General features: G+C 65.2%; 23 protein-coding genes and 3 pseudogenes. 11 read left to right on the forward strand and 15 right to left on the reverse strand.

The features are described from left to right. Nucleotides 1-109 precede the first annotated feature (109 nt). The 4 genes from ACQKEK_RS19340 to ACQKEK_RS19355 all read right to left on the reverse strand — a co-directional run bounded on the left by ACQKEK_RS19340 (nt 110) and on the right by ACQKEK_RS19355 (nt 4,630). On the reverse strand, nt 110-2,314 hold the full coding sequence (locus ACQKEK_RS19340; RefSeq protein ID WP_499143276.1) for a xanthine dehydrogenase family protein molybdopterin-binding subunit: 2,205 nt from the start codon (nt 2,312-2,314) through the stop codon (nt 110-112). Next, entirely contained in the window at nt 2,311-3,297 is a 987-nt protein-coding gene (locus ACQKEK_RS19345) for an FAD binding domain-containing protein (RefSeq protein WP_499143274.1), read from the reverse strand. The genes ACQKEK_RS19340 and ACQKEK_RS19345 overlap by 4 nt, the downstream gene beginning before the upstream one ends. Beyond that, nucleotides 3,294-3,827 carry a (2Fe-2S)-binding protein gene (locus tag ACQKEK_RS19350; RefSeq protein WP_499143272.1) on the reverse strand — a complete coding sequence of 178 codons (534 nt, stop codon included), beginning with the start codon at nt 3,825-3,827 and terminating at the stop codon, nt 3,294-3,296. The genes ACQKEK_RS19345 and ACQKEK_RS19350 overlap by 4 nt, the downstream gene beginning before the upstream one ends. A 200-nt stretch (nt 3,828-4,027) precedes the next feature. After that, a complete protein-coding gene (locus ACQKEK_RS19355) occupies nt 4,028-4,630 on the reverse strand; it encodes a nucleotidyltransferase family protein (protein WP_499143271.1) in 603 nt (200 codons plus the stop codon). A 358-nt stretch (nt 4,631-4,988) separates the two neighbouring features. On the opposite strand from ACQKEK_RS19355, the gene ACQKEK_RS19360 reads away from it, so the two are divergent. Both ACQKEK_RS19360 and trmA read left to right on the forward strand, forming a co-directional pair. After that, complete coding sequence (locus ACQKEK_RS19360; RefSeq protein ID WP_499143269.1) at nt 4,989-6,284, forward strand: NCS2 family permease; 1,296 nt, start codon at nt 4,989-4,991, stop codon at nt 6,282-6,284. Between the two features lie 251 nt (nt 6,285-6,535). Continuing rightward, the gene (trmA, locus tag ACQKEK_RS19365; protein WP_499143267.1) at nt 6,536-7,624 is read left to right on the forward strand and encodes a tRNA (uridine(54)-C5)-methyltransferase TrmA; all 1,089 of its coding nucleotides are present in this window, start codon (nt 6,536-6,538) and stop codon (nt 7,622-7,624) included. Between the two features lie 4 nt (nt 7,625-7,628). Here the strand turns inward: trmA and ACQKEK_RS19370 are convergent, their stop codons facing one another. The 4 genes from ACQKEK_RS19370 to ACQKEK_RS19385 form a co-directional block, all read right to left on the reverse strand. Continuing rightward, nucleotides 7,629-8,384, reverse strand: a complete 756-nt coding sequence (locus ACQKEK_RS19370; RefSeq protein WP_499143265.1) for a lipopolysaccharide kinase InaA family protein — start codon at nt 8,382-8,384, stop codon at nt 7,629-7,631. Between the two features lie 2 nt (nt 8,385-8,386). Further along, nucleotides 8,387-9,064, reverse strand: coding sequence for a class I SAM-dependent methyltransferase (locus ACQKEK_RS19375; RefSeq protein ID WP_499143263.1), 678 nt, complete (start codon nt 9,062-9,064; stop codon nt 8,387-8,389). An 81-nt stretch (nt 9,065-9,145) separates the two neighbouring features. After that, nucleotides 9,146-10,423 carry a sensor histidine kinase gene (locus ACQKEK_RS19380; RefSeq protein ID WP_499143261.1) on the reverse strand — a complete coding sequence of 426 codons (1,278 nt, stop codon included), beginning with the start codon at nt 10,421-10,423 and terminating at the stop codon, nt 9,146-9,148. Then, entirely contained in the window at nt 10,413-11,096 is a 684-nt protein-coding gene (locus ACQKEK_RS19385; RefSeq protein ID WP_148926928.1) for a response regulator transcription factor, read from the reverse strand. Before ACQKEK_RS19385 ends, ACQKEK_RS19380 begins: the two co-directional genes overlap by 11 nt. Nucleotides 11,097-11,287: 191 nt before the next feature. Between ACQKEK_RS19385 and ACQKEK_RS19390 the strand changes: the two genes are divergently transcribed. The 8 genes from ACQKEK_RS19390 to ACQKEK_RS19425 all read left to right on the forward strand — a co-directional run bounded on the left by ACQKEK_RS19390 (nt 11,288) and on the right by ACQKEK_RS19425 (nt 18,429). Continuing rightward, nucleotides 11,288-11,977, forward strand: coding sequence for a thermostable hemolysin (locus ACQKEK_RS19390; RefSeq protein WP_499143259.1), 690 nt, complete (start codon nt 11,288-11,290; stop codon nt 11,975-11,977). Beyond that, nucleotides 11,961-13,406, forward strand: a complete 1,446-nt coding sequence (locus ACQKEK_RS19395) for an AMP-binding protein (RefSeq protein WP_499143257.1) — start codon at nt 11,961-11,963, stop codon at nt 13,404-13,406. The genes ACQKEK_RS19390 and ACQKEK_RS19395 overlap by 17 nt, the downstream gene beginning before the upstream one ends. A 15-nt stretch (nt 13,407-13,421) precedes the next feature. Then, complete coding sequence (locus ACQKEK_RS19400; protein ID WP_499143255.1) at nt 13,422-14,093, forward strand: iron-containing redox enzyme family protein; 672 nt, start codon at nt 13,422-13,424, stop codon at nt 14,091-14,093. Further along, nucleotides 14,080-14,916 carry an SDR family oxidoreductase gene (locus ACQKEK_RS19405; RefSeq protein ID WP_499143254.1) on the forward strand — a complete coding sequence of 279 codons (837 nt, stop codon included), beginning with the start codon at nt 14,080-14,082 and terminating at the stop codon, nt 14,914-14,916. Before ACQKEK_RS19400 ends, ACQKEK_RS19405 begins: the two co-directional genes overlap by 14 nt. Further along, the gene (locus ACQKEK_RS19410; RefSeq protein ID WP_499143252.1) at nt 14,913-15,563 is read left to right on the forward strand and encodes a tetratricopeptide repeat protein; all 651 of its coding nucleotides are present in this window, start codon (nt 14,913-14,915) and stop codon (nt 15,561-15,563) included. The genes ACQKEK_RS19405 and ACQKEK_RS19410 overlap by 4 nt, the downstream gene beginning before the upstream one ends. Before the next feature lie 50 nt (nt 15,564-15,613). After that, nucleotides 15,614-16,273 (forward strand): response regulator, encoded by a 660-nt coding sequence (locus ACQKEK_RS19415; protein ID WP_159969057.1) that lies wholly within the window; start codon nt 15,614-15,616, stop codon nt 16,271-16,273. Then, nucleotides 16,267-17,679 carry an ATP-binding protein gene (locus ACQKEK_RS19420; protein ID WP_499143250.1) on the forward strand — a complete coding sequence of 471 codons (1,413 nt, stop codon included), beginning with the start codon at nt 16,267-16,269 and terminating at the stop codon, nt 17,677-17,679. The genes ACQKEK_RS19415 and ACQKEK_RS19420 overlap by 7 nt, the downstream gene beginning before the upstream one ends. A 201-nt stretch (nt 17,680-17,880) precedes the next feature. Next, on the forward strand, nt 17,881-18,429 hold the full coding sequence (locus ACQKEK_RS19425) for a cytochrome b (RefSeq protein ID WP_463288182.1): 549 nt from the start codon (nt 17,881-17,883) through the stop codon (nt 18,427-18,429). 53 nt (nt 18,430-18,482) lie between these two features. Here the strand turns inward: ACQKEK_RS19425 and ACQKEK_RS19430 are convergent, their stop codons facing one another. From ACQKEK_RS19430 to narH, 7 genes and pseudogenes are all read right to left on the reverse strand, one after another. After that, nucleotides 18,483-19,715: a molybdopterin molybdotransferase MoeA gene (locus ACQKEK_RS19430; protein WP_499143248.1), complete on the reverse strand. Its 1,233-nt coding sequence runs from the start codon at nt 19,713-19,715 to the stop codon at nt 18,483-18,485. Continuing rightward, a complete protein-coding gene (gene moaB / locus ACQKEK_RS19435) occupies nt 19,712-20,257 on the reverse strand; it encodes a molybdenum cofactor biosynthesis protein B (RefSeq protein ID WP_014821507.1) in 546 nt (181 codons plus the stop codon). Before moaB ends, ACQKEK_RS19430 begins: the two co-directional genes overlap by 4 nt. Before the next feature lie 230 nt (nt 20,258-20,487). After that, entirely contained in the window at nt 20,488-21,477 is a 990-nt protein-coding gene (gene moaA / locus ACQKEK_RS19440; RefSeq protein WP_499143246.1) for a GTP 3',8-cyclase MoaA, read from the reverse strand. A gap of 162 nt (nt 21,478-21,639) precedes the next feature. Continuing rightward, on the reverse strand, nt 21,640-22,596 hold the full coding sequence (locus tag ACQKEK_RS19445) for a peptidylprolyl isomerase (RefSeq protein WP_499143244.1): 957 nt from the start codon (nt 22,594-22,596) through the stop codon (nt 21,640-21,642). A gap of 206 nt (nt 22,597-22,802) precedes the next feature. After that, a pseudogene (narI, locus tag ACQKEK_RS19450) lies at nt 22,803-23,477 on the reverse strand (respiratory nitrate reductase subunit gamma); the annotation flags it as partial. Further along, nucleotides 23,470-24,225: a nitrate reductase molybdenum cofactor assembly chaperone gene (gene narJ / locus ACQKEK_RS19455; RefSeq protein WP_064481404.1), complete on the reverse strand. Its 756-nt coding sequence runs from the start codon at nt 24,223-24,225 to the stop codon at nt 23,470-23,472. The gene narJ and the pseudogene narI, both read right to left, overlap by 8 nt. Before the next feature lie 3 nt (nt 24,226-24,228). Beyond that, nucleotides 24,229-25,263, reverse strand: a pseudogene (gene narH, locus ACQKEK_RS19460) (nitrate reductase subunit beta); the annotation flags it as partial. On the opposite strand from narH, the pseudogene ACQKEK_RS19465 reads away from it, so the two are divergent. Further along, nucleotides 25,255-25,330 (forward strand): annotated as a pseudogene (locus tag ACQKEK_RS19465) (hypothetical protein); the annotation flags it as partial. The pseudogenes narH and ACQKEK_RS19465 sit on opposite strands and share 9 nt — an antisense overlap.

Raw genomic sequence — 25,330 nt, forward strand, 5'->3', positions numbered from 1 at the left:
CGGTTTCGGTGGAAGACGCTCCGCAGTCTTCCACCCTACTCCCGCACACTCGAAAGTCGCGCACCCGTAGGGTGGAAAACGGCAACGCCTTTTCCACGCGCCTAGTCGGTTACAACACCTTGTCCATGGTGATCGGCAGATCGCGGACCCGCTTACCGGTGGCGTGGAAGATGGCGTTACCCACCGCCGCCGCCACACCCACGATGCCAATCTCGCCCACGCCCTTGGAGCCCAGCGCGTTGACGATTTCGTCTTTCTCCTCAACGAAGAACACGTCGATGTCGTTGATATCGGCATTGATCGGGACGTGGTACTCGGACAGGTTGTGGTTCATGTAACGACCCAGGTTGTGGTCGATCATGGTTTCCTCATGCAGCGCCTGCCCGATGCCCCAGACCACACCACCCGCGATCTGGTTACCCGCGGTCTTCGGATTAACCACGCGCCCAGCGGCCACAGCACTGACCACGCGACTCACCTTTACCGTGCCCAGCGATTCGTCCACACGCACCTCGACGAATATCGCCGAGTGAGTAGAGATTGAATACTCGTTGCGTTTCTCGCCCGGCTTGGCGCTGACTTCCGCTTCGAGCACGCCGCTGGCGGAGACGATCTTCGCCAGCTCGACCCGCTGCTCGGGCGAGGCCTTCAAGCGCATCTGGCCGTCGACGAACTCCACATCCTCGAGCTTGGCCCCGGTGAACGGCGATACCGGCGACTGCTGAGCCGCGTCGAGTAATTTGGCCTGCAGCCCCTCACATGCCTGCTGCACGGCTGTCCCGACGGACGACACCGTGAAGGAGCCGCCTTCCAGCGGCGCCTGCGACAGGTTCGAATCACCCAGGCGAAACTCGACCTGCTCCATCGGCAGGCCCATGGCCGCCGCCGCAATCTGGGTCATCACCGTGTAGGTGCCAGTGCCAATGTCGGAGGTGGCGCTGCTGACCACCAGGCGTCCGTCGGGCTCCAGGCACGCCTTGGCGGCGGCCGGCATCTGCATCGCCTCCCACACTCCGGTGGCCATGCCCCAGCCGATCAGCTGGTTGCCGTCGCGCATAGAGCGTGGCGCCATCGAGCGGCGCGACCAGCCAAAGCGCTCAGCACCCTGCTCGTAGCATTGGCGCAGCTCCTTGCTCGAATAAGGCTTGTCCTCGTTGGCGTTGCGCTCGGAGTAGTTGGTCAGGCGCAACTGCAGCGGATCGACATTCGCTGCGTAGGCCAGTTCGTCCATCGCGCTTTCCAGGGCGTAGACACCAATGGTCGCGCCCGGTGCGCGCATATCCAGCGGCGTGTAGACGTCCAGCGGCACCAGTTGGTAGTCGAGCCTTGCGTTCGGGCACTTGTAAAGCATCCCGGACCACTCGACCTCATGCTCGGTGAAATCCTCGAAGCTGGAGGTCTGACCGATCGCCTGGTGGGTGATGGCCTGCAGTTCTCCGCTGGCGTTTGCGCCGATCGACAGCCGCTGCACGGTGCGCGGACGATAGCCAAAGGTGAACATCTGCTGGCGCTTGAGGGTGACACGCACCGAGCGCTTGAGCTTGAGCGCCGCCATCACTGCTAGCGTCAGCTGATACTGAGGACGCAAGCCGGAACCGAAGGCACCGCCGACAAACGGCGAGAGGATGCGGATCTTGCCCTCCATGTCGAACACGCCTTCCAGATAGCGCATGCAGTTCTGCACGCCCTGGGTCTTGTCGTAGATCTCCAGGTTGCCTTCGGGAAAGTAGTGAACAGTCGAGGCATGCGGCTCCATCGGATTGTGGTGCTCGACCGGCGTGGTGTACTGCACATCCACTTTGAATTGCGCGCTGGCCAGGGCGCTGTCCACATCACCGCGGGGCTCCGGCAGGTCGGCCGGTGCCTTGTGCATGGTTTCCAGCTCGCTGAGCAGGTCGGTGTGATGGGGCTCGGGCTCGTATTCGACGCGCACCAGGCTGCCGGCGTAGCGGGCCAGTTCGAGGTTTTCCGCCACCACCAGCGCGATCGGCTGGCCGCTGTAGAGAATACGGTCGTTGAACAGCGGCCGGAACGGCGAGCCATCGGCAGCATCGTCGTCCTCGTAGGGCTCGTCATAGCTGGCAATGGGCGGACGGTTCTGGTGGGTCAGCACCAGCGCCACGCCAGGCACTGCTTCGGCCACACTGGCATCGATGCTGATGATTCGACCACGCGCGATGCTGCTGTTGACCACGCTGCCGTAGAGCAGGCCGGGCACATCGAACTCACCGGCGTATTGGGCCTGGCCGGTAACCTTCTTGGGACCGTCGACGCGATTCAGGGGCTGGCCAAAAGGGGAAGTGGCGGGTTTCATTGAGCGGCTCCTCTGGCGGCGTCGGTCAGGGCGCGAACGATGGCGCGACGGCCGAGTTCGATCTTGAAGGCGTTGTGTTCGAAGCCACTGGCTCCCTCGAGCAGGATGTTCGCAGCGGTCGTGAACGCGGCCTCGTCAGCCGTTTTGCCGACCAGCGCCGCCTCGGCTTCGGCCTTGCGCCAGGGCTTGTGCGCCACCCCGCCCATGGCGATACGGGCACTGCTGATGTTGCTGCCGTCCATCTCCAGTGCAGCGGCAACGGAAACAAGCGCGAACGCATAGGACGCGCGATCACGCAGCTTGAGGTAGCTGCTGTGGGCGGAGAAGTCTTGGGGCGGCAACTCGACCGCGGTGATCAGCTCGCCGTCATTCAGCGTGTTGTCACGCTCGGGAGCATCGCCGGGTAGCCGATGGAAATCGGCAAAGGCGATCTGCCGCTCGCCCTGCGGCCCCTGTATATGCACCACTGCCTCTAGTGCCGCCATCGCCACGCACATGTCGGAGGGATGAACGGCGATGCAGGCGTCGCTGTGGCCGACAATCGCGTGGATGCGATTGAGCCCATCGCGCGCAGAGCAGCCGGTGCCCGGTTCACGCTTGTTGCACGGCGTGGTGCTGTCATAGAAGTAGTAGCAGCGGGTGCGCTGCAGCAGGTTGCCGCCTGTGGTGGCCATGTTGCGCAGCTGCGGCGAGGCGCCGGCCAGGATCGCTTGTGACAGCAGCGGGTAGCGCTGCTCCACCAGAGGGTGCCAGGCCAGATCCGCATTGCTCACCAACGCACCAATGCGCAGGCCACCATCCGCCGTCTCTTCGATGTCGGCCAGCGGTAGTTGGGTAATGTCGATCAGCTGGGAAGGACGGGTGACGTTTTCCTTCATCAAGTCGAGCAGGTTGGTGCCACCGGCAATGTAGCGGCTGTCCGGACGGAATTGGCCGATGGCTTCCTCGACGCTGCTCGGGCGTGCATAGCTGAAGGGATTCATGGCGTCACCTCCTTCGCACCGGCCAGGCGTTCGCGAGTGTCCACCGTCGCGTCCTCGATGGCGGCGACAATGTTCGGGTAGGCGCCGCAACGGCAGACATTTCCACTCATCTGTTCGCGCAGATCATCACGGGTTTCTGCCCGTCCTTCGGCGATCATGCCCACAGCGGAGCAGATCTGCCCGGGCGTGCAATAGCCGCACTGGAAGGCGTCGTGTTTGACGAAAGCGGCCTGCATCGGGTGCAGTTCCTCGCCCTGCGCCAGCCCTTCGATGGTGGTCAGCTCCGCGCCGTCGTGCATCACGGCGAGGGTCAGGCAGCTATTGATCCGCTTGCCGTTGAGCAACACGGTACAGGCGCCACACTGGCCGTGGTCACAGCCTTTCTTGGTGCCGGTCAGGTGCAGTTGCTCACGCAGCAGATCGAGCAAGGTGGTCCAGGGATAGACCTCGACTTCACGGCGCTGGCCGTTCAGTTGGAGGGAAATGGAACAGGCGGTAATCCCACCTGGGACGGAAGACGTTTCGCTCATGGCAGCCTCACGGTTTGGGGGGCTTCGGATGCCTGTTCTATGCAGGATCGCCGAAGACCTCAGGCATTCGATGCGCTTTCCGTGCGCCTAGGAAGTACGACTGCCCACGCGGAAAAATCGTTCAGCCGAGCGCATACATGGCCATGCAAGGCGCGCTATAGAGCCGCCGGGGCGCCCCACCGGCAGGCAGCTACAGCCGGTCAGCTGTTGCGTCGATCATCGGGGCGATCAATGTCCTGCAACACGCCGGAGTCATCGACCTCGACTGCCCAGGCGGCACCACTCGAAAACAGCACTTGAGCACCGCGCTCACCGTCCAGCGACATCACCTGCAACGCGTGGTCGCGACCGATCCCCCGCGGATGGCCGCGCTGCCCCTGATGACTTACCACCACCAGGTGCGGTGGCTCGATCTGCTCAGCGATGCGACGGAAGGTGGCGGGCCGCACATAGGGCATGTCCCCGAGCGCGACCAGCCAGCCCTTGTCGCTCGGGTACTGCCTGACCGCCTGCGCCAGGCTGTGGCCCAACCCCTGGGTGTGCACGGCGAGCACCTCGGCACCGTACCGGTCAGCCTGCTGCCCAAGCCAGGCAAGCAGCTCGCTGTTGTCGTCACGGGTCACGACGACCAGCCGCTCGGCGACCCCGCACAGCGCGCCAAGCGTCGCCGCCAGCACGGGCGGGGCATCAGCCGTGCGATTGCAGGGAGCGAGCAGTTTGTCCTGATCGGCATGCTCGCGGTAACGGCTGCCCTGCCCCGCCGCCAGCACCAGCGCGCATACACCGCGTACGGGTTCAACCATGCGGGTGTTCCCTCATGCGCAGCGAGCTGTGCATGCCGAGGCGCCTGTGGCTTCCACCCAGCCGCCGGTCGGTCTGGTGTTCGGTCATGTTCCCTCCTCGCAGAACCGTGCCAATCGGGCCGTCAGTCACACAGACACCGTCGCGAGTACAACCGTTGCGCGCCTGCTTCACAATCTCGCCCGGTGCTGGGTACAGGCCGGGGCGATCCCACCATGAAAAGCAGAACTCACAAGTCACCGAATGGAAATTCAACCCGCTCGAGCGACGGTGTAAGATGCCCCGCTTTTTGCGGGCTTCGCCCGGATAAGCTTTGCTGTACCCCAACCGCACGAAAGACCGGCAAGAAGAGGAATCACCATGCTGGAGAAGCTGTTCCAACTCAAGGCGCACAACACCACGCTGCGCACCGAGATCCTGGCCGGTCTCACCACCTTCCTGACGATGGCCTACATCCTCTTCGTCAACCCGAGCATTCTTGCTGAAACCGGCATGGATCACGGCGCGGTCTTCGTCGCCACGTGCCTGGCCGCCGCCATCGGCTCGGCGATCATGGGCCTGGTTGCCAACTACCCGATCGCCTTGGCTCCGGGCATGGGCCTGAACGCCTTCTTCACCTACACCGTGGTGCTGACCATGGGTTACACCTGGCAGACGGCGTTGGGTGCGGTGTTCCTCTCGGGCGCAATCTTCTTCCTGCTGTCGATCTTCAAGATCCGCGAGTGGATCATTCACAGCATTCCGCTGGCATTGCGTTCCGGCATCGCGGCGGGTATCGGCCTGTTCCTGGCGATCATCGCGCTGAAAAATGCCGGCATCGTCGTCGACAATCCGGCCACGCTCGTCGGTCTGGGTGACCTCACTGCCGGCGGCCCGCTGCTCGCCTGCCTCGGCTTCTTCCTGATCGCCGCGCTGGCCTATCGCAAGGTCACCGGTGCAGTGATGATCGGCATTCTGGTGGTGACCGGGTTGTCGATCCTGCTGGGCCTTTCCGAGCTCAACGGCGTGGTGTCGATGCCGCCATCGCTGGTGCCGACGTTCATGGAACTGGACATCATGGGCGCGCTGGATATCGGCCTGCTCAGCGTGATCTTTGCTTTCCTCTTCGTCGACCTGTTTGACACCTCCGGCACCCTCATCGGTGTCGCGCAGAAAGCCAACCTGCTGGACAAGGACGGTCGCATGCCGCGCCTGGGCCGCGCGCTGCTGGCTGACAGCACCGCAACCATGGCTGGCGCCGCACTCGGCACTTCGACCACCACCAGCTACATCGAATCGGCAGCTGGCATCAGCGCTGGGGGCCGCACCGGCCTGACTGCCTGTGTGGTGGCGCTGCTGTTCCTGCTCAGCCTGTTCTTCGCCCCGCTGGCCGGTGCCGTGCCCGCCTATGCGACCGCACCGGCATTGCTGTTCGTCGCCGTGCTGATGATGAGCAGCCTCGCCAACATCGATTGGGACGACCTCACCGTCGCCGCACCGGTTGCCATCGCCGCGCTGGCCATGCCGCTGACCTTCTCCATCGCCAACGGCATCGCCTTCGGCTTCATTGCCTGGACCGCGATCAAGCTGCTCGCCGGCCGCTGGCGTGAGCTGAGCCCGGCGATGTGGATCCTCTCGATCCTGTTCGTGGTCAAGCTGGGCTGGTTCGCCGGCTGATGCCGCCATGGGCACGATGACGCTTCCATCATTCACCTGCCGTGCGGTAACGGTGGATGGGTGAAGCGTCAGCTGCGCGCCCCGATCCACCCTACGTTTTGACCTGCCCTTCCAAGAGTGTTCATGAGTTTTGTAGGGTGGGCTTCAGCCCACCAAAGCAGCCCAGAGCGGCACCAGCCCGCTCCTGACAACCACAGCTGACGACCGTACAATCCGCGCCCTACGATTTACCTACCATTCCAAGAGTCTTCATGAGCGCTCCGCAATTCGACCCCGCCACCTACGACGCCCAACTCGCCGAGAAAGCCGCGCGGCTGGTGGAACTGCTGGCGCCCTTCGACGCACCCGCGCCGGAAGTTTTTGACTCGCCACGTGAAAACTACCGGCTTCGCACGGAATTCCGCCTGTGGCGCGAGGACGGCCAACGCCACTACGCGATGTTCGAGCAGGGCGACAAGCACACCCCGATCCTGATCGATAGCTTCCCCATCGCCAGCCGTCGTATCAACGACCTGATGCCGCAGCTCAAGGCCGCCTGGCAAGCCAGCGAGACCCTGAGTTTCAAGCTATTCCAGGTCGAGTTTCTGACCACGCTCTCCGGCGATGCGCTGATCACTCTCGCCTATCACCGGCCGCTGGACGATGCCTGGCAGCAGGAGGCAGAAAAGCTAGCCGAGGCGCTGGGCGCCAGCATCGTCGGCCGCTCTAAAGGCAAGCGCATCGTCATCGGCCGCGACTACGTGACTGAGCGGCTGACCGTTGCCGGCCGCACCTTCAGCTACCGGCAACCCGAAGGCGCGTTCACCCAGCCCAATGGCGACGTATGCCAGAAGATGCTGAACTGGGCCTACGACGTTCTTGGCGAGCGAAACGACGACCTACTCGAACTCTATTGCGGTAACGGTAACTTCACCCTGCCGTTGGCCACCCGTGTGCCCAAGGTGCTCGCAACCGAGATCAGTAAATCCTCGGTGAACGCGGCGCTGGCCAACCTCGACGACAACGGCATCGACAATGTCACCCTGGTACGCCTCTCGGCTGAAGAGCTGACCCAGGCGCTGAACGAGGTGCGTCCGTTCCGCCGCCTGGCCGGGATCGACCTGAAGAGCTACAACTTTGGCAGCGTTTTCGTCGATCCGCCCCGTGCCGGCATGGACCCGGACACCTGCGAACTGACCCGCCGCTTCGAGCGCATCCTCTACATCTCCTGCAACCCGGAAACCCTCGCGGCAAACATCGCCCAGCTGCACGACACCCACCGCATCGAGCGCTGCGCGTTGTTCGACCAGTTTCCCTACACCCATCACATGGAATCGGGCGTGTTGCTGGTTCGCAGGTGAAGAGCTAACTGAACGCCGGGTGTCGAGCCTGACGCCCCTGATCGAGACAGGAATCCCGCAGGTCGCTGAACGCATCATGGGCAGCCAGCAATCGTTGCCAGTCCTGCTCCGGCATGGTCTGGCGATGGCGCTTGAGCTGGCGCAGGTCATGCCGTGCCGCGGCGCTGCGACGAAGCCGGCGACGGCTCTTTTCCAGATCGAGCAGAGCGACTTCGACTTCGGCCGCGTCATCTTCACCCTGAACCCTGACGAAGATGTGCTTGGGGTAGCAGCAGCCATGCTGCCAGCGTGCCTGATGGATGCGCGCCAGGGTGATCCCGACCGCCGCGAGCATGCGCTCCTGTACCGTCGGACCGAAGCGCTCCCGCAAGTCCTGTTGATACCAGTCCTCCAGGCTGACGAAGCCTTCCAGCTCCGCCGTCACCAGCAGCGCCTGCCACTGCCCGGCCTGTTGTCGCGTGCCGCAGTAGACCAGTTCCGGCACCTGCACGCCGAGCCGGCCGAATGCTTGCAGCGCCTGCAGTTCGCGCAGCACCGTGGGCCGGCCGAAAGGATGCAGCGGCGAGCGATACAGGTGGCCAATCTGCCGTTTGCAGTACAGCAGAGGCTGCTGCAGATCGCGCAGGCGTATCCGTTGCACGCCGCTTTCGCCGGCACGGCGCTGGTTGGGTTCCTCGACCCATTCCCCCTGCGTGCTCCACCAGCGCTGGAAGGTGCTGGTACGCGCTTCGCGGGCCGGCAGTACGAGTGGTCGGCTCATGTTCAGCCCCGCTTGCGCAGCACGTAGACCCGCCACATGGCGTAGCCCGGGAGAAAGTCATTACGGTCGAGGATGTCGAAACCGGCCTCGGCGAATTCCGCCTCGATCAGCGAGCGCGCGACGACGAAGCGGTTCTGGTTGTCCTTGGCCGGCCGGCGGCGCTCCAGGCGCTTGCGCTTCCATGCTTTGTAGTTGCCATCGACCCACAGCGAGACGATCAGCGTGTCACGGGTGACGCGGTGGAACTCACGCAGCATCGCCAGGCGATGCGCCGGGTCGGCGATGTGGTGCAGCAGGCGCATGCAGAAGATGTTGTCTACCGCGTTGTCGCCCATGTCGATGGCGAAGGCCGAGGTCTGAAAGGTCTCGACCCGCTTGAGCACTTCCAGCGAATGCGCCGATTCGGCGATCGCCAGCATGTCGGCGGAGTTGTCGGCGGCGAAGATCATCCGGCTCGGGTGCTCGGCCAGCAGCGGCCAGAAGCGCCCGGCGCCGCACGGCAGGTCGAGCACCAGATCAGGCTCGCGGGCGATCTTCAGTGCGCGGCGCGCCATCTGCTCGTCACGCCAGTGCGACAGCCGCCGGGCCAAGCCATCCTGATGCTTGTGCAGGTATTCGTAGGCGTGCTGGCGGTCGTACTTGCGCGAGAACTCCAGTTCGATGGGGCTCGATGTGGTCATGGCGGGCATTCCGGTTGGAAACGAAACGCCAAACTAACCAGACAGACATCAAGGGCCCGTCAACGGGATGTGAAAAAAACGTCAAACCACGCCGTCATGAAAGCGCACCTGAAAGCAGCTGCCCTGCGGTTGCCGCGGCACCACGCCTACCTGCCAGCCCTTTTGGGCGCAGATCCGCTTGACCAGCGACAGCCCCAGCCCCAGCCCTTCGCCGCGCCCCTCGGCGCCGCGCACGAAAGGCTGAAACATGCGCTCCTGCTCCGCCAGGGGAATGCCGACGCCGCTGTCCTCGACGCGAAAGCCACCGTCGTCGAGGACCAGCCGCACCGTGCCGCGGTCGGTGTAATGCAGTGCGTTGCGCAGCAGGTTGGACATCACCGTGCCGAGCAGGGTGTGGTTGTAGACGCCGCGGTCCTCGCCCTCCTCCAGCAGCTCGAAGGCCAGGCCCTTCTCCGCCAGCAACGGTGCCCAGCGCTCGCTCTGCTCGGTCGCCACGCTCCGCAAGCTGGCGTCGCCGGCCAAGGACGTCTGTTGCGGACGCGCCCGCGCCAGCATCAGGAAGGTTTCCACCAGCTCGTGCATTTCCCGCGCGGCGCGCTGGATGCGCGCCAGCGGTCGCTGCGCGGCTGGCGATAGCGCGGCCTGCTGCTCGAGCAGCTCGCAGGCGCCGAGCACCACCATCAACGGGGTGCGTAGTTCGTGGCTGACATCGGCGGTGAACAGCCGCTCGCGCTCCAGGGTCTGGCGCAGCTGGCCCAGCGTGCTGTCGAATGCCGCAGCCAGATGTCCAACCTCGTCATCGGGATACTGCAAGGCCAGCGGCGGCGCCAACGGATGCAACTGGTCGCGGTGGCGCACCTGGTTGGCCAGGCGGCTGACCGGTGCCAACACCCGGTTGGCCATCAGCCGCCCCAGCGCCCAGGCGCCGAGCACGCTGAGCAGAAAGCCGGCCAGCACGACGTTGAACAGCGCATCCTCGCGGGCCTCGAACTCGTGCTGTTCCTGCACGAGCACGTAGCGGTCAGCGCCGACGTTGCGCACATAGACGTAGTAGGCATCGTCACCGCGAACCAGCTCGGTGAACCCCTCGCCGAGTCCGGCGAATGCCTCCGGCATCGGGTGCTCGGGAAGATGCGAGGCGAAGAAGTGGGTGCTGGTATCCAGTTGCGGTGTCCGTCCCTTTGGCAGGTCCTCGTTGAGCACGATGTCCAGGTCGCGACTCAGCTCCTCGGTGACCAGCTGCTCTTCGATGAAGTGCACCACGCCGACGATGCCGAGGGCGAACGCACCGCTCACCATCAGCGTCATCAGCGTGAATGCGATGACGATCCGCCGCGCCAGCGGCTGCTTAGCGAGCATTGCAGTCCTCCGCCAGGCGAAATCCGAGGCCGTGCACGGTATGCAGCAGCGGCTTGGCAAAGGGCTTGTCGAGCACCTGGCGCAGCTGGTGGATATGGCTGCGAAGAGCGTCACTGTCCGGCACGTGATCACCCCAGACGGCTTCTTCCAGCGCTTCGCGGCGCACCACCGCCGGGCTGCGCTGCATGAGAATCGCCAGCAGCTTGTGGCCGATGGGATTGAGGCGGATCGGCTGGCCGCCACGGGTGGCTTCCAGGGTATCCAGGTCGTAGCAGAGATCGGCCACCTGCAGCTGCCGGCGCCGCGATCCCTGGCAGCGCCGCAGGATCGCCTCGATACGGGCAACCAGCTCAGACAGCGCGAACGGCTTGATCAGATAGTCGTCGGCACCGGCCTGCAGACCCTTGATGCGGTCAGGCAGGGCATCGCGGGCGGTGAGCATGATGATCGGCGTGTCGCGCCCGGCATCGTCGCGCAGACGCTTGCACACCTGCAGGCCGTCGATGCCCGGCAGCATCAGGTCCAGCACGATCAGGTCGTAGTCCTGAGTGGCGGCGAGGTGCAGGCCACTGAGGCCATCCTGCGCGCAGTCGACCACGTAACCCTTGAGCTCGAGGTAATCCAGCACGTTGGCGAGAATGTCACGGTTGTCTTCGATGACCAGGATGCGCATCGCTGGGGTACTCGCTAGAAGTTTCGGAACGGCAGACGCTGCGTATTACGCCTGCGCGCGGCGCAGAACATAGCCGAGACGATGTGAAAAAAACGTCGCCTCGCCAGCCCCGCATTTAGCGCCGTGCGGCTTAAGGCTGCCTTAAGTTTGCCGCCCAACAATCGCCCCAGGCTTCTAACCGAGGTTCCCCGATGGAACTGCCCTGGGTTGATCAAACTGACGTACTGGCGTGTATCGGCCGTGAGCCGGCGCTGACCCTGCAACTGGCGCAGGCCGATGCAGGCGAGCGGCGCGCAGCACTGGAACGCTTCATCCACCAACGGTTCGCCGAGCACTATCAGGCACGGGTGCGGCACTTCATGCCCTGCCTGCTGGGCCTGCATGACCAGAACGGCGAGGTGCAGGGCGCGGTCGGTCTGCGCAGCGCCCAGCGTCGGCCGCTGTTTCTCGAGCGTTATCTGGACGAACCCATCGAGCAGGCCGTGAGCCAGCGCCATGGGCGTACGGTGCCGCGCGAGGAGATCGTCGAGGTCGGCAACCTGGCTGCGTTCGGCAATGCCTCGGCGCGCCTGCTGATCGTCGCGCTGACCGATCTGCTGGTCGCCCAGGGATTTCGCTGGGTGGTGTTCACCGGCACGCCGGCCTTGCTCAACAGCTTTCAGCGCCTCGCGCTCGATCCGCTGCCACTGGGCCTGGCCGATCCGGCGCGCATGGGCGATGAGCTGGCCGACTGGGGCAGCTACTACGCCAGCCGCCCGCAGCTGATGGCCGGCGAGATCCTGCCCGGCCACCAGCGCCTGCTGCAACTCGGCCTCTATGCGCGACTCGGCTACCAGCCGTTATTCGATGCCACGGAGGTGCCCCATGCAGCCTGCAGCTGAACGCTTCTGGACGACGCTCGACCAGCACGCCGGCATCGCGCTGAGCGAAGGGCCGCGTCAGCTGAGCTATGCCGAATTGCGCCACGAGGTCGCGGCGCGTGCCGCCCAGTTGCAACGGCTCGGCGTGCAGCGCGTCGCCTTGGCGCTGGACAACGGTCTGGAGTCGGCGCTGTGGGATCTGGCCCTGCTGCGCGCCGGTCTGGTCTGCGTGCCGCTGCCGGATTTCTTTTCCCCGGCGCAGCAGGAGCATGTGCTTAACCATGCCGGCATCGACTGCCTGATCGGCGCAGTCAGCCCGCTCAGCGAGCGCTGCGGCTTTCGTCCGACCGCCGGCGACCTGTTACAGCGCCAGCCGGATACCGTCACGCCGGTGCCCGACGGCACCCTGAAGATCACCTATACCTCCGGCACCACCGGCCAGCCCAAGGGCGTCTGCCTGGATGCCGAAGCGCAGCTGGCGGTGGCCGAGAGCCTGCGGCGGGCCAGCCTGCCGTGTGATGTGCGCCAGCACCTGTGCGTGCTACCGCTGGCGACCCTGCTGGAAAACATCGCCGGGCTCTATGCGCCGCTGCTGGCGGGTGCACGGGTCGAGCTGCGCCCGCTGGCGGAGATCGGCTTCAGCGGCGCGGCGGGCTTCGAACTGCCACGTTTGCTGGCCACGCTGCAGGCAAGCCAGCCGCACAGCCTGATCCTGCTGCCGCAGCTGTTGCTGGCGCTGGTCAGCGCCGCCGAACAGGGCGCGCCGCTGCCGACTTCGCTGCGCTTCATCGCCGTCGGTGGCGGTCGCGTGGCGCCGCAACTGCTAGAGCGCGCCGAGCGTCTCGGCCTGCCGGTGTTCGAGGGCTACGGGTTGTCCGAGTGCGCCTCGGTGGTTTGTCTGAACACACCCGAGGCGCGGCGCATCGGCACGGTCGGCCGGCCGCTGCCACACGTCGGGCTGCGCTTGGCCGACGATGGCGAGGTACTGGTGCGCGGCCCGCACATGCTCGGTTACCTCGGCGAACCGCCGCTGACCGGTGAGTGGCTGGCCACCGGCGATCTCGGCCATTTCGAGCACGGTTTCCTGGTGCTGCACGGACGCAAGAAGCATCAATTCGTCACCGCTTACGGACGCAACGTCAATCCCGAGTGGGTGGAGGCCGAGCTGGTGCAGCAGGCGCCGATCGCCCAGGCCTGGCTGCATGGCGAGGCGCTGGCGCAGAACGTCGCCGTGCTCGTACCTCGCCGCCCCGAGCTGAGCGATGCCGAGCTGCAGGCGGCGGTCGAGCGGGTCAACGCCGGCTTGCCGGACTACGCCCGCGTGCACCACTGGCTGCGCGCCGCCGAGCCCTTCACCGCCGGCAACGGCCTGGCCACCGCCAACGGCCGGCTGCGTCGCAACGCCCTCTTCAACCATTACCAATCGGCGATCAACGCCCTTCTGTCCTGACTTTCGAGGTTCATCATGGATTTCTTCGACCGGCTGCAACACCAGACCAATGCCGAGCGCGAATACCTGCTTGGCGCGCCGATCATCCACGCCGCGCTCGCCGGCACCGCGACCCGCGCGCAGTACATCGCCTTTCTCACCCAGGCCTACCACCACGTCAAACACACCGTGCCGCTGTTGATGGCCTGCGGTGCGCGCCTGCCGGAACGGCTGGAGTGGCTGCGCGAGGCGATCGCCGAGTACATCGAGGAAGAGATCGGCCATCAGGAATGGATCCTCAACGATATCCGCGCCTGCCGCGGCGATGCCGAAGCGGTGCGCCACGGCCAACCGGCGCTGCCCACTGAGCTGATGGTCGCCTACGTCTACGACCGCATCGCGCGGCACAACCCGGCGAGCTTCTTCGGCATGGTCAACGTGCTGGAAGGCACCAGCATCGCGCTGGCGACCCAGGCCGCCGGCGTGCTGCAGGACAAACTTCAGCTGCCGACCAAGGCATTCAGCTACCTGACCTCCCACGGCAGCCTGGACATGGAGCACATCGAGTTCTTCAAGAAGCTGATGAACCGCCTCGGCGACGAGGACGACAAGGCCGCCGTGGTGCACACCGCTCGCGTCGTCTACCGACTCTACGGCGACATCTTCCGCAACCTGAGCGCGCCGGAGCACAGCCATGCAACTGCGTGACGCGCGCATCCTGCTCACTGGCGCCAGCGGCGGCATCGGCCAGGTGCTGGTCGAGCGGCTCTGCGCGAACGGCGCACGGCTGTTACTGGTGGGACGCGACAGTCTTGCCCTGGAAGCGCTGGCGCGCCGCTATCCAGGGCAGGTCAGCCTGGTCTGCGCGGACCTCGCCCAGCGCAGCGGCCGGTACACGGTGCTGGATGCCGCGCGGCGTTTCGGCGGCCTCAACTGCGTGATCAATGCCGCCGGAATCAACCAGTTCAGCCTGCTCGAACAGCAGGACGAGGACGCCATCGCCCGCCTGATCGGCGTAAACGTCACCGCCACGCTGCAGCTGACCCACCTGCTGCTGCCGCTGCTGCGCCAGCAACCGCAGGCGCTCCTGGTCAACCTCGGATCGACCTTCGGCTCCATCGGCTACCCGGGTTTCACCGCCTACTGCGCGAGCAAGTTCGCCCTGCGCGGCTTCTCCGAAGCGCTGCGGCGCGAATTGGCCGACAGCCACATCAAGGTGCTCTACGTCGCACCGCGCGCCACCCGTACGGCAATGAACAGCGCGGATGTGGTGGCGATGAACAACGAGCTGAAGGTGGAGATGGATGATCCGCAAGAAGTCGCGCGGCAGATCGTCCACGCCATCACCGCCGAGCGGGAGGAGCTCTACCTTGGCTGGCCGGAAAAACTCTTCGTGCGCCTTAACGGCCTCTTGCCGCGCCTGGTCGATCAGGCGCTGCGCAAGCAGCTGCCGGTGATCAAGCGCTTCGCCCGCGCCGAACAGCCAACGCCACCCGCATCGCAACCTACCTCTACCGGAGAACTCCCATGAAGCGTCTGCTCGGCCTCTGCGCCCTGATGCTGGCCCTGACCAGCCAACCCTCCTTCGCCCTCAGCCCGGCCGGCGAATCGTCGCTGCGCCATATCCAGACGCGCTGGGCGGAGATCAACTACCAGCTGCCCGCAGCACAGCGCCAGGCGGCCTTCGCCAGGCTCGCCTCGGAGGCTGAAAGCGCGGTGGCCGGCGAACCCCAGGCTGCCGAGTTGCACATCTGGCATGGCATCGTGCTCAGCACCTGGGCCGGCGCCAAGGGCGGGCTTGGCGCCCTGGGGCTGGTCAAACAGGCCAAGGCGGAACTGGAAAAAGCCATCGAACTTGAGCCACAGGCGTTGGACGGCTCTGCCTACACCAGCCTCGCCAGCCTCTACTATCAGGTGCCTGGCTGGCCGATCGGCTTCGGTGACGAGGACAAGGCCGAGGCGTTGTTCAAGCAGGCGCTGGCGCTGAACCCGAACGGCATCGACCCGAATTACTTCCACGGAGACTTCCTCTTGCGCCAGAAACGCTATGACGAAGCGCGCACCGCGCTGGAAAAGGCCCTCGCGGCGCCTGCCCGCCCCGGTCGTGAGGCCGCCGATGCCGGCCGCCGCGACGAAGCTCGCGCGCTGCTGGCCAAGGTCAAGGAAAAGCTGGAATAACCGCGAGCGGCGGCGTTGAATGCAAAGCAACCCAGGACGACAGGAACGACATGCGCATTCTGCTGGTGGAAGACGATCGCGCCCTCGGCGAGGGCATCCGCACCGCACTCAAGCCCGAGGGCTACACGGTGGACTGGCTGCAGGACGGCGCCAGCGCGCTGCATGCGCTGAGCCACGAAAGCTTCGAGCTGGCCATCCTCGACCTCGGCCTACCGCGTATGGACGGGCTGGAAGTGCTCAAGCGGCTGCGCGCCAGCGCCAACCCCGTACCGGTGTTGGTACTGACCGCGCGCGATGCCACCAGTGACCGCATTGCCGGCCTGGACGCCGGCGCCGACGATTACCTGGTCAAACCCTTCGATGTCGCCGAACTCAAGGCCCGCCTGCGCGCTCTGCTCCGACGCAGCTTCAATCGCCCTGAGCCGGTACTGGAGTACCGCGGCATCCTGCTCGATCCAGTCAATCAGCAGGTCAGCTACCAGGGCACCCCGATCAACCTGCCGCGCAAGGAGTTCGTCTTGTTGCACGAGCTGATCGCCCAGCCCGGCCGGGTGCTGACCCGCGATCGGCTGCAGCAGGTGCTCTACGGCTGGGACGAGGAGGTCGAGAGCAACGCGCTGGAGGTGCATATCCATCATCTGAGGAAAAAATTCTTCCCCGAGCTGATCCGCACCGTGCGCGGGGTCGGCTATCTGGTGGACAAATGCTGAGGCGCTCTATCCGCAACCGCACCCTGGTGCTGGTGCTCGGCATCCTGCTGCTGTCGCTGAGCCTGATCTCCTGGCGCAGTTATCGCGACGCCCGCCACGAGATCGAGGAGCTGTTCGACGCTCAGCTGGCGCAGAGCGCGCGGCTTGTGCAGGGGCTGGTGATGCGCGAAATGGAGCCATCAGCCCGCCACGCGCTGCAGAGCGCCTTGGACGCAGCCGTGAACGCGCGGCGGAATCAGGGGGTGCCCGGGCATGATTACGAAACCAAACTCGGCTTTCAGGTCTACGCCGCGGATGGCAGCAGCGTGCTGCAGTCGGCCGGTGCGCCGAACGGCGCCTTGCAGGAATTGGCCAAGGCAGACTCGGCGTCGCCATTCAGCGACCTGAGTGGCGGTTATCACGACGTGCAGCTAGACGGCCATGCCTGGCGCCTGTTCCTGTTGCACGATCCCGAGGACGAACTCTGGATTCTGGTCAGCGAGCGCGACGATGTGCGCGGCGAGCTGGTCGGCAAGATCGCCCGGCGCAGCCTGCTGCCTGACCTGATCGGTCTGCCTCTACTGGCGCTGCTGATCTGGCTGGCGGTGGGCTGGGGCTTGCGCCCGCTGGCGCACATGGCACAGCTGCTGAAGAATCGCGATCCGGACAACCTCGCGCCGCTGCTGCTGGCACCGCTGCCGCAGGAGTTGGAGCCGGTGGCCGCCTCGCTCAATCGCCTGCTGCAGCAGGTCAATCAACTGGTCGATCGGGAAAAACGCTTCATCGCCGATGCGGCTCATGAACTGCGCACGCCCCTGGCAGTGCTGCGCATTCACGCCCAGAACGCACAACAGGCCGGCAGCGAGGCGGATCGTGACGAAGCCCTCAGGCAACTCCTCGCCGGGGTCGACCGTACGACACGCGTAGTCACTCAGCTGCTGACCCTCGCGCGACTGGAACCCAGCGCCCAGCAACTGCGCCTGGCACCGCTGGACATGCGTCGGCTGACACGCGACACCCTCGCCGAGCTGACGCCACTGGCCATCGCCCGCGATCAGGAACTAACGCTGGAAATCGATGAGCACGGTGACTGCTCACTGACCGGCGATGCCGCAAGCCTGGCCACGCTGTTGCAGAACCTGGTCGGTAACGCGCTGACCTACACCCCCAGCGGCGGGCGGATCGAGGTACAGCTGCGCAGCACCCCGGATAAGTTGATTATTGAGGTCTCGGATAGCGGGCCCGGTATTGCGCCCGAGCTGCGTGAGCAACTGTTCGAGCGCTTCGTTCGCCTCGGCGACGGTCAGGGTGCTGGGCTCGGCCTGTCGATTGTGGCGCGCATCGCCGAGCTGCACGGTGCGACTGTTGAATTGCTCGATTCGGCACTGGGTGGATTACGCGCGATTGTGCGTATCCCGCGTACCTGAGCCTGTCCCCAATCCTTCGCCATCCCCTTCGCGCAGCACCGGTATCCGATCGTCGCGCCCCGTATCAGCCGTCGCTGCGCTGCCTTGAGACATGCCGGGCACAACACCGCGTCGAATCGTCGCGACGCTTGCCCAGATAAGCTTCGCTTAAGTTTCGAGGCCTAGACTCGGCGGCAAGTATCCACACGAGGAGTAGGTGAAATGAACGATAAACTGATGCCGATCCGCTACGGACGGCTGTCCATTGGCTTGCACTGGCTGATGGTGCTGCTGATTGCAGCGGTCTACGCAACGATCGAGCTGAAGGGTAATTTCGCCAAGGGCAGCGAGCCGCGAGAGCTGCTCAAGCAGTGGCATTTCATGCTCGGCCTGTCGGTGTTCATGCTGGTCTGGCTGCGTTTGCTGGCTCGATGGCTGCGACCGGCGCCGCTCGCCATTGCCAGCGCAGCCTGGGAGCAACGGTTGGCAAAGCTGGCGCACTTGGCGCTCTACGCGCTGATGATCGGCCTTCCGCTGTTGGGCTGGCTGACCTTGAGCGCCGCTGGCAAACCCATTCCGTTCTTCGGTCTTGAATTACCCGCTCTGCTGGGCCCTGACAAGGCCTTAGCCGGTGATATCAAGGAAGTTCACGAAACCGTTGCCGTGCTCGGTTACTGGCTGATCGGTCTGCATGCTGCAGCAGCGCTGTTTCACCACTACGTTCGCCGCGACGACGTCCTTCGACGGATGCTGCCGCAGCGACAAATCTGACTCAGGCACGAAGACGCCCGGTCGACTCGTCATCGACCGGACGTTTTCGTTTGTCAGCCGAGCAGTTCGCTGAACGGCAGATACTCCACCGTCTCCGCTTCTTCCAGCGTGCGGTTGCGCTCGACGATAGCCAGCCCTTCGGCCCAGCTGGCCGAGGTCAGCATCGCCGAGCCCTGCCGCGGGTGCAGGCACACGCGCATCTCGCCATCGACCTGCTCCAGCCGCGCGCGCAGGTACTGGCGGCGGTTGTTCGGTTTACGCCAGGCGAAGCCGGCGGTCAGGCGCAGCGGCTTGGGCAGCACCTCGGTGCAACCTTGGGCACTGAGCAGGAACGGCCGCGCCACCACCAGCGAGGTGATCAACGCCGCAGCTGGATTGCCCGGCAGGCCGATCCACGGCTTGCCATTGACCTCGCCGAAGGCCAACGGCTTACCGGGCTGGATCGCCAGGCGCCACATGTGCAGCTCGCCCAGTTCGCGAATGGCCTGTTTGAGGTGATCCTCCTCGCCGACCGAGACGCCGCCAGAGGTGATCAGCATGTCCCACTCAGAAGCGGCCAGCGCCAGGGCGTCACGGCTGGCAGCCAGTTCGTCGACCAGGATTTCGTAGTCGTGTACTTCCATCCCGAGGCTGCGCAGCACGCTGAGCAGGCAGTAACGGTTGGAGTTGTAGATCTGTCCCGGCGCCAGCGGCTCGCCGGGTTCGCGCAGCTCGTTACCGCTGGAGAGCAGACCGATACGCAAACGACGATAGACCGCCACGCGGGCCACGCCGAAGCTTGCCAGCAATCCGATTTCCTGCGGTCGCAAGCGCTTGCCGGCCTGCAGCACGGCCTCACCGGCCTTCACTTCTTCGCCCTGCCGACGCACATGGGCACCCGGGATGACCCCAGGGAAATGCGCGCGATCGGCCTCGATCTGGCAATCCTCCTGCGCCACCACAGTATCGGCGCCCGGCGGCAGCGGCGCGCCGGTGAAGATGCGCACGGCGTGGCCGACGGGCAGTTGCTGGTCGGCAGCATCACCGGCGGCAATGCGCCCGGCCAGCGGCAGCCAACCGCCGTCTGCCGGCAGGTCAGCCGCGCGCAGGGCGTAGCCGTCCATCGCGCTGTTGTCCCAAGCCGGCACCGGGAAGGGTGCATCGAGGGATTCGGCCAGCACCCGACCAAGGGCATCGGGCAGCGCCACTTGTTCGACCGGTGGCAGCGCAGGCACCCGCGCCAGCAGTTCGGCAACGGCCTCATCGACCGGCTTCAGGCCACTGGTGTCGCAGCCACAGGCGCTCATGAGCGTGGCCCGCAGTATTCGACCGCGCTAGCCTTGAGGTGCGGCACGAAATTGCAGGGCTTGGTACGGCTGTCCAGCTGCTCGACAAGGATCTTGTTCCAGGCGGTGCGGCACGCGTTGGTCGAACCGGGCAGACAGCAAACCAGGGTGCCGTTGCTCATGCCGGCCAGCGCGCGAGACTGCACGGTGGAGGTGCCGATCTCGCCCAGCGAAACGTAGCGGAACAGTTCGCCGAAGCCGTCAACATCTTTGTCGAGCAGTGGCTGCACCGCCTGCGGAGTGTTGTCGCGGGCGGTGAAACCGGTGCCGCCGGTGATCAGCACCACCTGCACATTCTCGCTGGCGATCCAGCTGCAGACGCGGGCGCGGATCTGCCAGATGTCGTCTTTGACGATGGCCCGCTCGGCCAAGGTATGGCCGGCGCTCTGCAGCCCATCGATCAGCGCTTGGCCGGAGGTATCGGAATCAATGTTGCGGGTGTCGCTCACCGTAAGCACCGCGATGCTCAGGGGCTGGAATTCGGTGTTGGACAGATGAGCCATGGCTCGAAACTCCTTTGAAGATGTGTGCACAGGCTGCACCCGTGCCGTATGCGAACCCATTACCTTTGGAGGTATGTGCGCGCTGAGTGGTGCCGTGAGCGTTGCAGGCGATGGCACGAGCGGTTTCTGCGACAAGGCCCGACTGTGGCACCTGGCATGTGAGTCAAGCCGGCAATGCCGGCCGATGGTAGCGAATTAAGCGGTCGACTCGTAGCCCATGGGGCATTGGCTCAACCACCGCTGGCGTTCATGAAGCGCAATACCTGGACCTCACCGCCACTAGAGAATTCGTGGCGCAGCGGCTTGCGCTGCAACGCGGCGTGAATCGCATCGATCGCCGGCTGATCGCTGATCGGGTGACGACGCAGCAAGGCACGCAGGTCGATGGCGTTCTCGTGCCCCAGGCACAGCAGCAGGCGCCCTTCCACCGTCAGCCGCACGCGGTTGCAGGTGGCGCAGAAGTTGTGCGAATGCGGCGAAATGAAGCCGATACGCGTCTGCGGATGGTCCGGCAGGCGCACGTAACGCGCCGGGCCGCCGCTCTGCTCGGCCGAATCGATCAGCGTGTGCCGCTCGGCGATCAGCGCGCGCACCTCGTCGCTGGAGCAGAAGCTCTCGCCGCGCGAACGACCTACGTCACCCAGCGGCATTTCCTCGATGAAGCTCAGGTCCAGCCCGCTGGCGATGGCGAAATCCACCAGGTCGGCGACTTCCTCGGCGTTGCGGCCCTTCATCACGACTGCGTTGAGCTTGATCCGCTCGAAGCCGGCCTCGCGCGCCGCCTCGATGCCGTCGAGCACCTGCTGCAGCTGACCGGTGCGGGTGATGGCGTGAAATTTTGCGGCATCCAGGCTATCCAGGCTGATGTTCAGCCGCTTGACCCCGGCGCGCGCCAGCGGAGTGGCGAGCTTGACCAGTTGCGAGCCGTTGGTGGTCATCACCAGTTCGCGCAGGCCGGGCAGTGCAGCGATGCGCTCGCAGAGGCCGACGAGGCCCTGGCGCACCAGCGGTTCGCCGCCAGTGAGACGAATCTTTTTTACCCCCAGACCGACGAATATCCGCGCGATGCGTTCCAGTTCCTCCAGGCCGAGCACCTGCTGGCGCGGCAGGAAGGTCATGTCCTCAGCCATGCAGTAGACGCAGCGAAAATCACAGCGGTCGGTCACCGACATGCGCAGGTAGTCGATCTGGCGGTTGTGGGCATCGCGTAATTGAGTCATCGATAACACCTCTGAAGCTTCCTAGGGTGGATGAACTCGTTTCATCCACCAGAGCCCCCGCCCGGTGGCGCGACCCGGTGGGGTGGTGCGAGTGTCGCCGCTTCCATCCACCGCCAGCCCGCAAAGGTGGATGGGTGAAGCGTCATCCACCCTACGTCTCCGTTACTGCATCAGTGGCGTGTCCGCGCCCTGCATATGGATGCCATCGATGTGCGCCGCACCCACCAGGTTCTGCAGGTACTGGCTGACGCCGATCTGCCAGACGCGCTGGTTGAGCTCGGCGCGGATCGAGCCGGCGACTACCTCGTAAGGCAGCTGCTCGCCTTCGATGCGCTGGTCGACGGCCACCAGGTGATAGCCGTAACGGCTCTCCAGCGGTTGCTGGCACAGGCCGACCGGAAGACGGAACAGCTGGCGCTCGAATTCCGGCACCGTCTGGCCCTTGCTGATCTGTCCCAGTGCACCGCCCTGCCCCTTCGACGGGCAAGCCGAATGCAGCAGTGCCAGTTCGGCGAAGCGTTGCGGTTCGGCCTGCAGCTGCGCGATCAACTGCAGCGCCTGTTCGCGAGCCAGGCTGCGCGCCTCGGCGTCATCCGCCGGACAGGCCAGCAAGATGTGCCGCGCGGCCAGCAAGGGTGCGCTGAAGAAGCGCTGCTGGTTGCCGTTGTAGTACTGCCGGCAGGCCGCCTCATCGGCCAGCGGCAGCGGCACTTCCTGCTCGATCAGGGTGCGGGTGGCCGCCTCCTCCTCGCTCTCGCCGGCCTCGGCTCGCACCATCAGCCCCAGCTCGCCGATGCGCTGCTGCAACAGCTCACGCAGCACCAGCGCCTGGGTCGCCAGGTAGACGGCCTCATCGCGGCTTTCGGCCGGGTGATACTGCAGTTCCTGGGCAATGGCCTGCGAGGCGATCGCCACGCCGTTGACGTGCACCCGGGGCCATTCCTGTTCACTGCTGGCGATCAGCGCGGGTTCGCCGGACGCCTGCTCAGCGGCAGTATGGGTATGAACTTCGTGCGCCAGCTCCTCGAACAGCGGGGCCTCGGCCGGCACTTCGATCTCCGGACGCGCGCCGCCACCGCAGCCGCCTCCGCCTGTGCTTCCACCACATCCACAACCCATGATGATCACCTCGCTAAAGCCGTATAAAGGTTTGGTCGATTCAGCCACAACGGCTGACGCAAAGTGCGCCAGCCGCCGAGCCATCACGCCGGCGTCTTGCTCTTCGCCGTGGCGTAACCGGGCACAGCCGTCGGCGCAGATGTTTCGCGGGCGGGTGCTTCATAGGTACGCGGGCGTTGCGGGCGCGGAATGGTCGGTTTGACACCCTTCTGACGGACAATCTGGTAGCGCCGCCCCAGGTACCACACCGGTGCGCTGACGATGTGCACCAGACGGGTGAAGGGGAACAGCACGAACAGGGTCACGCCGAGAAACACGTGCAGCTTGTAGATGATGCCGACCGTTTCGATGGCGCCTGCGGCCTTGACCGGCTGCAGGGTCACCAGGCTCTGCGCCCAAGTGCCCAGCAGCACCATCACCGAACCGTCCAGGTGGCCGGTGGAGGCGATGATGGTCAGCAGCCCCAGCACCAGCTGCGCCAGCAGCACGAAGAGGATCATGATGTCGCTGGTGTTGGAGGTGGCACGCACGCGGGCGTCCGTCATCCGGCGGTGAATCAGCATCACCAGGCCGATCAGGCAGAGGATGCCGAAAAAGCCGCCGGACACCATCGCCACGATCTGCTTCTGGCCACTGCTGATGAACGAGTGATACAGCGCCTCGGGCATCAGCAAGCCGACGAAATGTCCGGCCAGGATGAAGAGGATGCCGACGTGGAACAGGTTGCTCGCCAGGCGCATGCGGTTGTTTGACAGCATCTGGCTGGAGCCAGCCTTCCAGCTGTACTGCGACAGGTCGAAGCGCGCCCAGCTGCCGATCAGGCAGATGGCCAGTGCGATGTAGGGGTAGACCCCGAACAGCAGGAAATTGAAGTTAGACATTGCGCACCTCCTGGGCGAGCGCGGCGGCCTGCCCGTCATGCTTGAAATCGGTCCAGTGCAGCGGCACCGGGCTTTCCTCGCGAGCCTTGCCCGGCCCGCTCGGCATGGATGGGCAGCGATCCTGCTGCTCGGCCTGAAGGAAATTGACCTGTTCCTCCTCCCAGATCTTGTCCAGCGCTTCCAGCGAGTCGTCGCGTTCCTCGGCGGCGACCTGCTCCTGCAGGCCGGCCAGGGTTTCCTGCACCGGCTCGCCGGCGATCTGCAGCAGTGCACGGAAGCACGCCGCATGCGGGCTTTCGCGCTCCTGCAGACGCGCCGCCAGCAGAGCCAGCAGGTGCGACACGTCGGCCAGCCCCTCGCGGGCCTCGAGGTCATCGCGGGTGGCGAGGTACTCGAGGTACAGCGGAATGTAGTCCGGCAGCTCCCGTACACCGATGTCGAAGCCAGCCTCGGTGTACTGCGCCATCAGGTTGACCATGGCCTGGCCGCGGTCGCGGGACTCGCCATGCACGTGTTCGAACAAGAGCAGCGACAGTGAACGGCCGCGGTCGAACAGGTCGGTGTAACGCTCCTGCACGTCCATCAGGTCATCTTCGGTCAGCTCGTCGAGCAGGCGGCGCAGCGCGATGCGCTGCTCCGGGCTGATCTCGCGCGCCGCGCCGATGGCCTGAGCCAGTTCGGCATGGCCGTCGCGCAGGTGCTGGTCGGGATAGTCCAGCAGCAGGGAAATCACTTTAAGGATGCGCATGGCTCAGTCCTCCCACAGCTGGACGGTCTGGATGATGTCGCGGCGGTTGGCCTTCTTGGCGCCGAACATGTTGGTGTCCGAGGCGCCCGAGCAGCCGCTGCCAAAGCTGAAGCCGCAACCGGAACGCTCGGCGAAGGCATCGCTCATGGCCTCCTCGCGATGCGCGGTCGGGATCACGTAGCGATCTTCGTAGTTGGCGATGGCCAGGTAGCGGTACATGTCCTCGACCTGGGCCACCGACAGCCCGACGCTCTCCAGCACTTCCAAGTCCTGCACGCCATCGACCTGCTCGGCGCGCTTGTAGGCACGCATGGCAAGCATGCGCTTGAGCGCCAGCTTGACCGGCTCCTCGTCTCCTGCGGTGAGCAGATTGGCCAGGTAGCGCAGCGGGATGCGCAGGCTGTCGACGTCCGGCAGCACGCCGTCCATGCTGACGTGGCCAGCCGCCGCAGCGTTCTGGATTGGCGACAGCGGCGGCACGTACCACACCATCGGCAGCGTGCGGTATTCCGGGTGCAGCGGCAGGGCCAGCTTCCAGTCCACCGCCATCTTGTACACCGGCGACTTCTGCGCGGCTTCGATCACCGACATCGGCACGCCATCCTTGAGCGCCTGCTCGATGACCTTCGGATCGAACGGATCGAGGAAGATCTCCAGTTGCTTGGCGTACAGGTCCTGCTCGTTGACCGTGCTGGCCACTTCATGGATGCGGTCGGCGTCGTACAGCAGCACGCCGAGGTAGCGGATGCGGCCCACGCAGGTCTCGGCACAGACGGTCGGCATGCCGGCCTCGATGCGCGGGAAGCAGAAGATGCACTTCTCGGATTTGCCGCTCTTCCAGTTGAAGTAGATCTTCTTGTACGGGCAGCCGCTGATGCACATGCGCCAGCCGCGGCACTTCTCCTGGTCGATGAGAACGATGCCGTCCTCCTCGCGCTTGTAGATCGCACCGCTCGGGCAGGACGCGGCGCAGGTCGGGTTCAGGCAGTGCTCGCACAGGCGCGGCAGGTACATCATGAAGGTGTTTTCGCCGCCGCCGGCCTCAACCGCGCCGACGCGCCGGTAGGCGTGTTCCTACTGGTCGGCCCCAGCGGGGTCGGCAAGA

The sequence above is a fragment of the Pseudomonas sp. NPDC077408 genome (assembly GCF_050269105.1).
GTDB lineage: Bacteria > Pseudomonadota > Gammaproteobacteria > Pseudomonadales > Pseudomonadaceae > Stutzerimonas.

Excerpts from the sequence above, each read along its gene's own strand:
- ACQKEK_RS19340 (WP_499143276.1), bottom strand. The coding sequence starts at position 2,314 with ATGAAACCCGCCACTTCCCCTTTTGGCCAGCCCCTGAATCGCGTCGAC.
- ACQKEK_RS19345 (WP_499143274.1), bottom strand. The coding sequence starts at position 3,297 with ATGAATCCCTTCAGCTATGCACGCCCGAGCAGCGTCGAGGAAGCCATC.
- ACQKEK_RS19350 (WP_499143272.1), bottom strand. The coding sequence starts at position 3,827 with ATGAGCGAAACGTCTTCCGTCCCAGGTGGGATTACCGCCTGTTCCATT.
- ACQKEK_RS19355 (WP_499143271.1), bottom strand. The coding sequence starts at position 4,630 with ATGGTTGAACCCGTACGCGGTGTATGCGCGCTGGTGCTGGCGGCGGGG.
- ACQKEK_RS19360 (WP_499143269.1), top strand. The coding sequence starts at position 4,989 with ATGCTGGAGAAGCTGTTCCAACTCAAGGCGCACAACACCACGCTGCGC.
- trmA (WP_499143267.1), top strand. The coding sequence starts at position 6,536 with ATGAGCGCTCCGCAATTCGACCCCGCCACCTACGACGCCCAACTCGCC.
- ACQKEK_RS19370 (WP_499143265.1), bottom strand. The coding sequence starts at position 8,384 with ATGAGCCGACCACTCGTACTGCCGGCCCGCGAAGCGCGTACCAGCACC.
- ACQKEK_RS19375 (WP_499143263.1), bottom strand. The coding sequence starts at position 9,064 with ATGACCACATCGAGCCCCATCGAACTGGAGTTCTCGCGCAAGTACGAC.
- ACQKEK_RS19380 (WP_499143261.1), bottom strand. The coding sequence starts at position 10,423 with ATGCTCGCTAAGCAGCCGCTGGCGCGGCGGATCGTCATCGCATTCACG.
- ACQKEK_RS19385 (WP_148926928.1), bottom strand. The coding sequence starts at position 11,096 with ATGCGCATCCTGGTCATCGAAGACAACCGTGACATTCTCGCCAACGTG.
- ACQKEK_RS19390 (WP_499143259.1), top strand. The coding sequence starts at position 11,288 with ATGGAACTGCCCTGGGTTGATCAAACTGACGTACTGGCGTGTATCGGC.
- ACQKEK_RS19395 (WP_499143257.1), top strand. The coding sequence starts at position 11,961 with ATGCAGCCTGCAGCTGAACGCTTCTGGACGACGCTCGACCAGCACGCC.
- ACQKEK_RS19400 (WP_499143255.1), top strand. The coding sequence starts at position 13,422 with ATGGATTTCTTCGACCGGCTGCAACACCAGACCAATGCCGAGCGCGAA.
- ACQKEK_RS19405 (WP_499143254.1), top strand. The coding sequence starts at position 14,080 with ATGCAACTGCGTGACGCGCGCATCCTGCTCACTGGCGCCAGCGGCGGC.
- ACQKEK_RS19410 (WP_499143252.1), top strand. The coding sequence starts at position 14,913 with ATGAAGCGTCTGCTCGGCCTCTGCGCCCTGATGCTGGCCCTGACCAGC.
- ACQKEK_RS19415 (WP_159969057.1), top strand. The coding sequence starts at position 15,614 with ATGCGCATTCTGCTGGTGGAAGACGATCGCGCCCTCGGCGAGGGCATC.
- ACQKEK_RS19420 (WP_499143250.1), top strand. The coding sequence starts at position 16,267 with ATGCTGAGGCGCTCTATCCGCAACCGCACCCTGGTGCTGGTGCTCGGC.
- ACQKEK_RS19425 (WP_463288182.1), top strand. The coding sequence starts at position 17,881 with ATGAACGATAAACTGATGCCGATCCGCTACGGACGGCTGTCCATTGGC.
- ACQKEK_RS19430 (WP_499143248.1), bottom strand. The coding sequence starts at position 19,715 with ATGAGCGCCTGTGGCTGCGACACCAGTGGCCTGAAGCCGGTCGATGAG.
- moaB (WP_014821507.1), bottom strand. The coding sequence starts at position 20,257 with ATGGCTCATCTGTCCAACACCGAATTCCAGCCCCTGAGCATCGCGGTG.
- moaA (WP_499143246.1), bottom strand. The coding sequence starts at position 21,477 with ATGACTCAATTACGCGATGCCCACAACCGCCAGATCGACTACCTGCGC.
- ACQKEK_RS19445 (WP_499143244.1), bottom strand. The coding sequence starts at position 22,596 with ATGGGTTGTGGATGTGGTGGAAGCACAGGCGGAGGCGGCTGCGGTGGC.
- narJ (WP_064481404.1), bottom strand. The coding sequence starts at position 24,225 with ATGCGCATCCTTAAAGTGATTTCCCTGCTGCTGGACTATCCCGACCAG.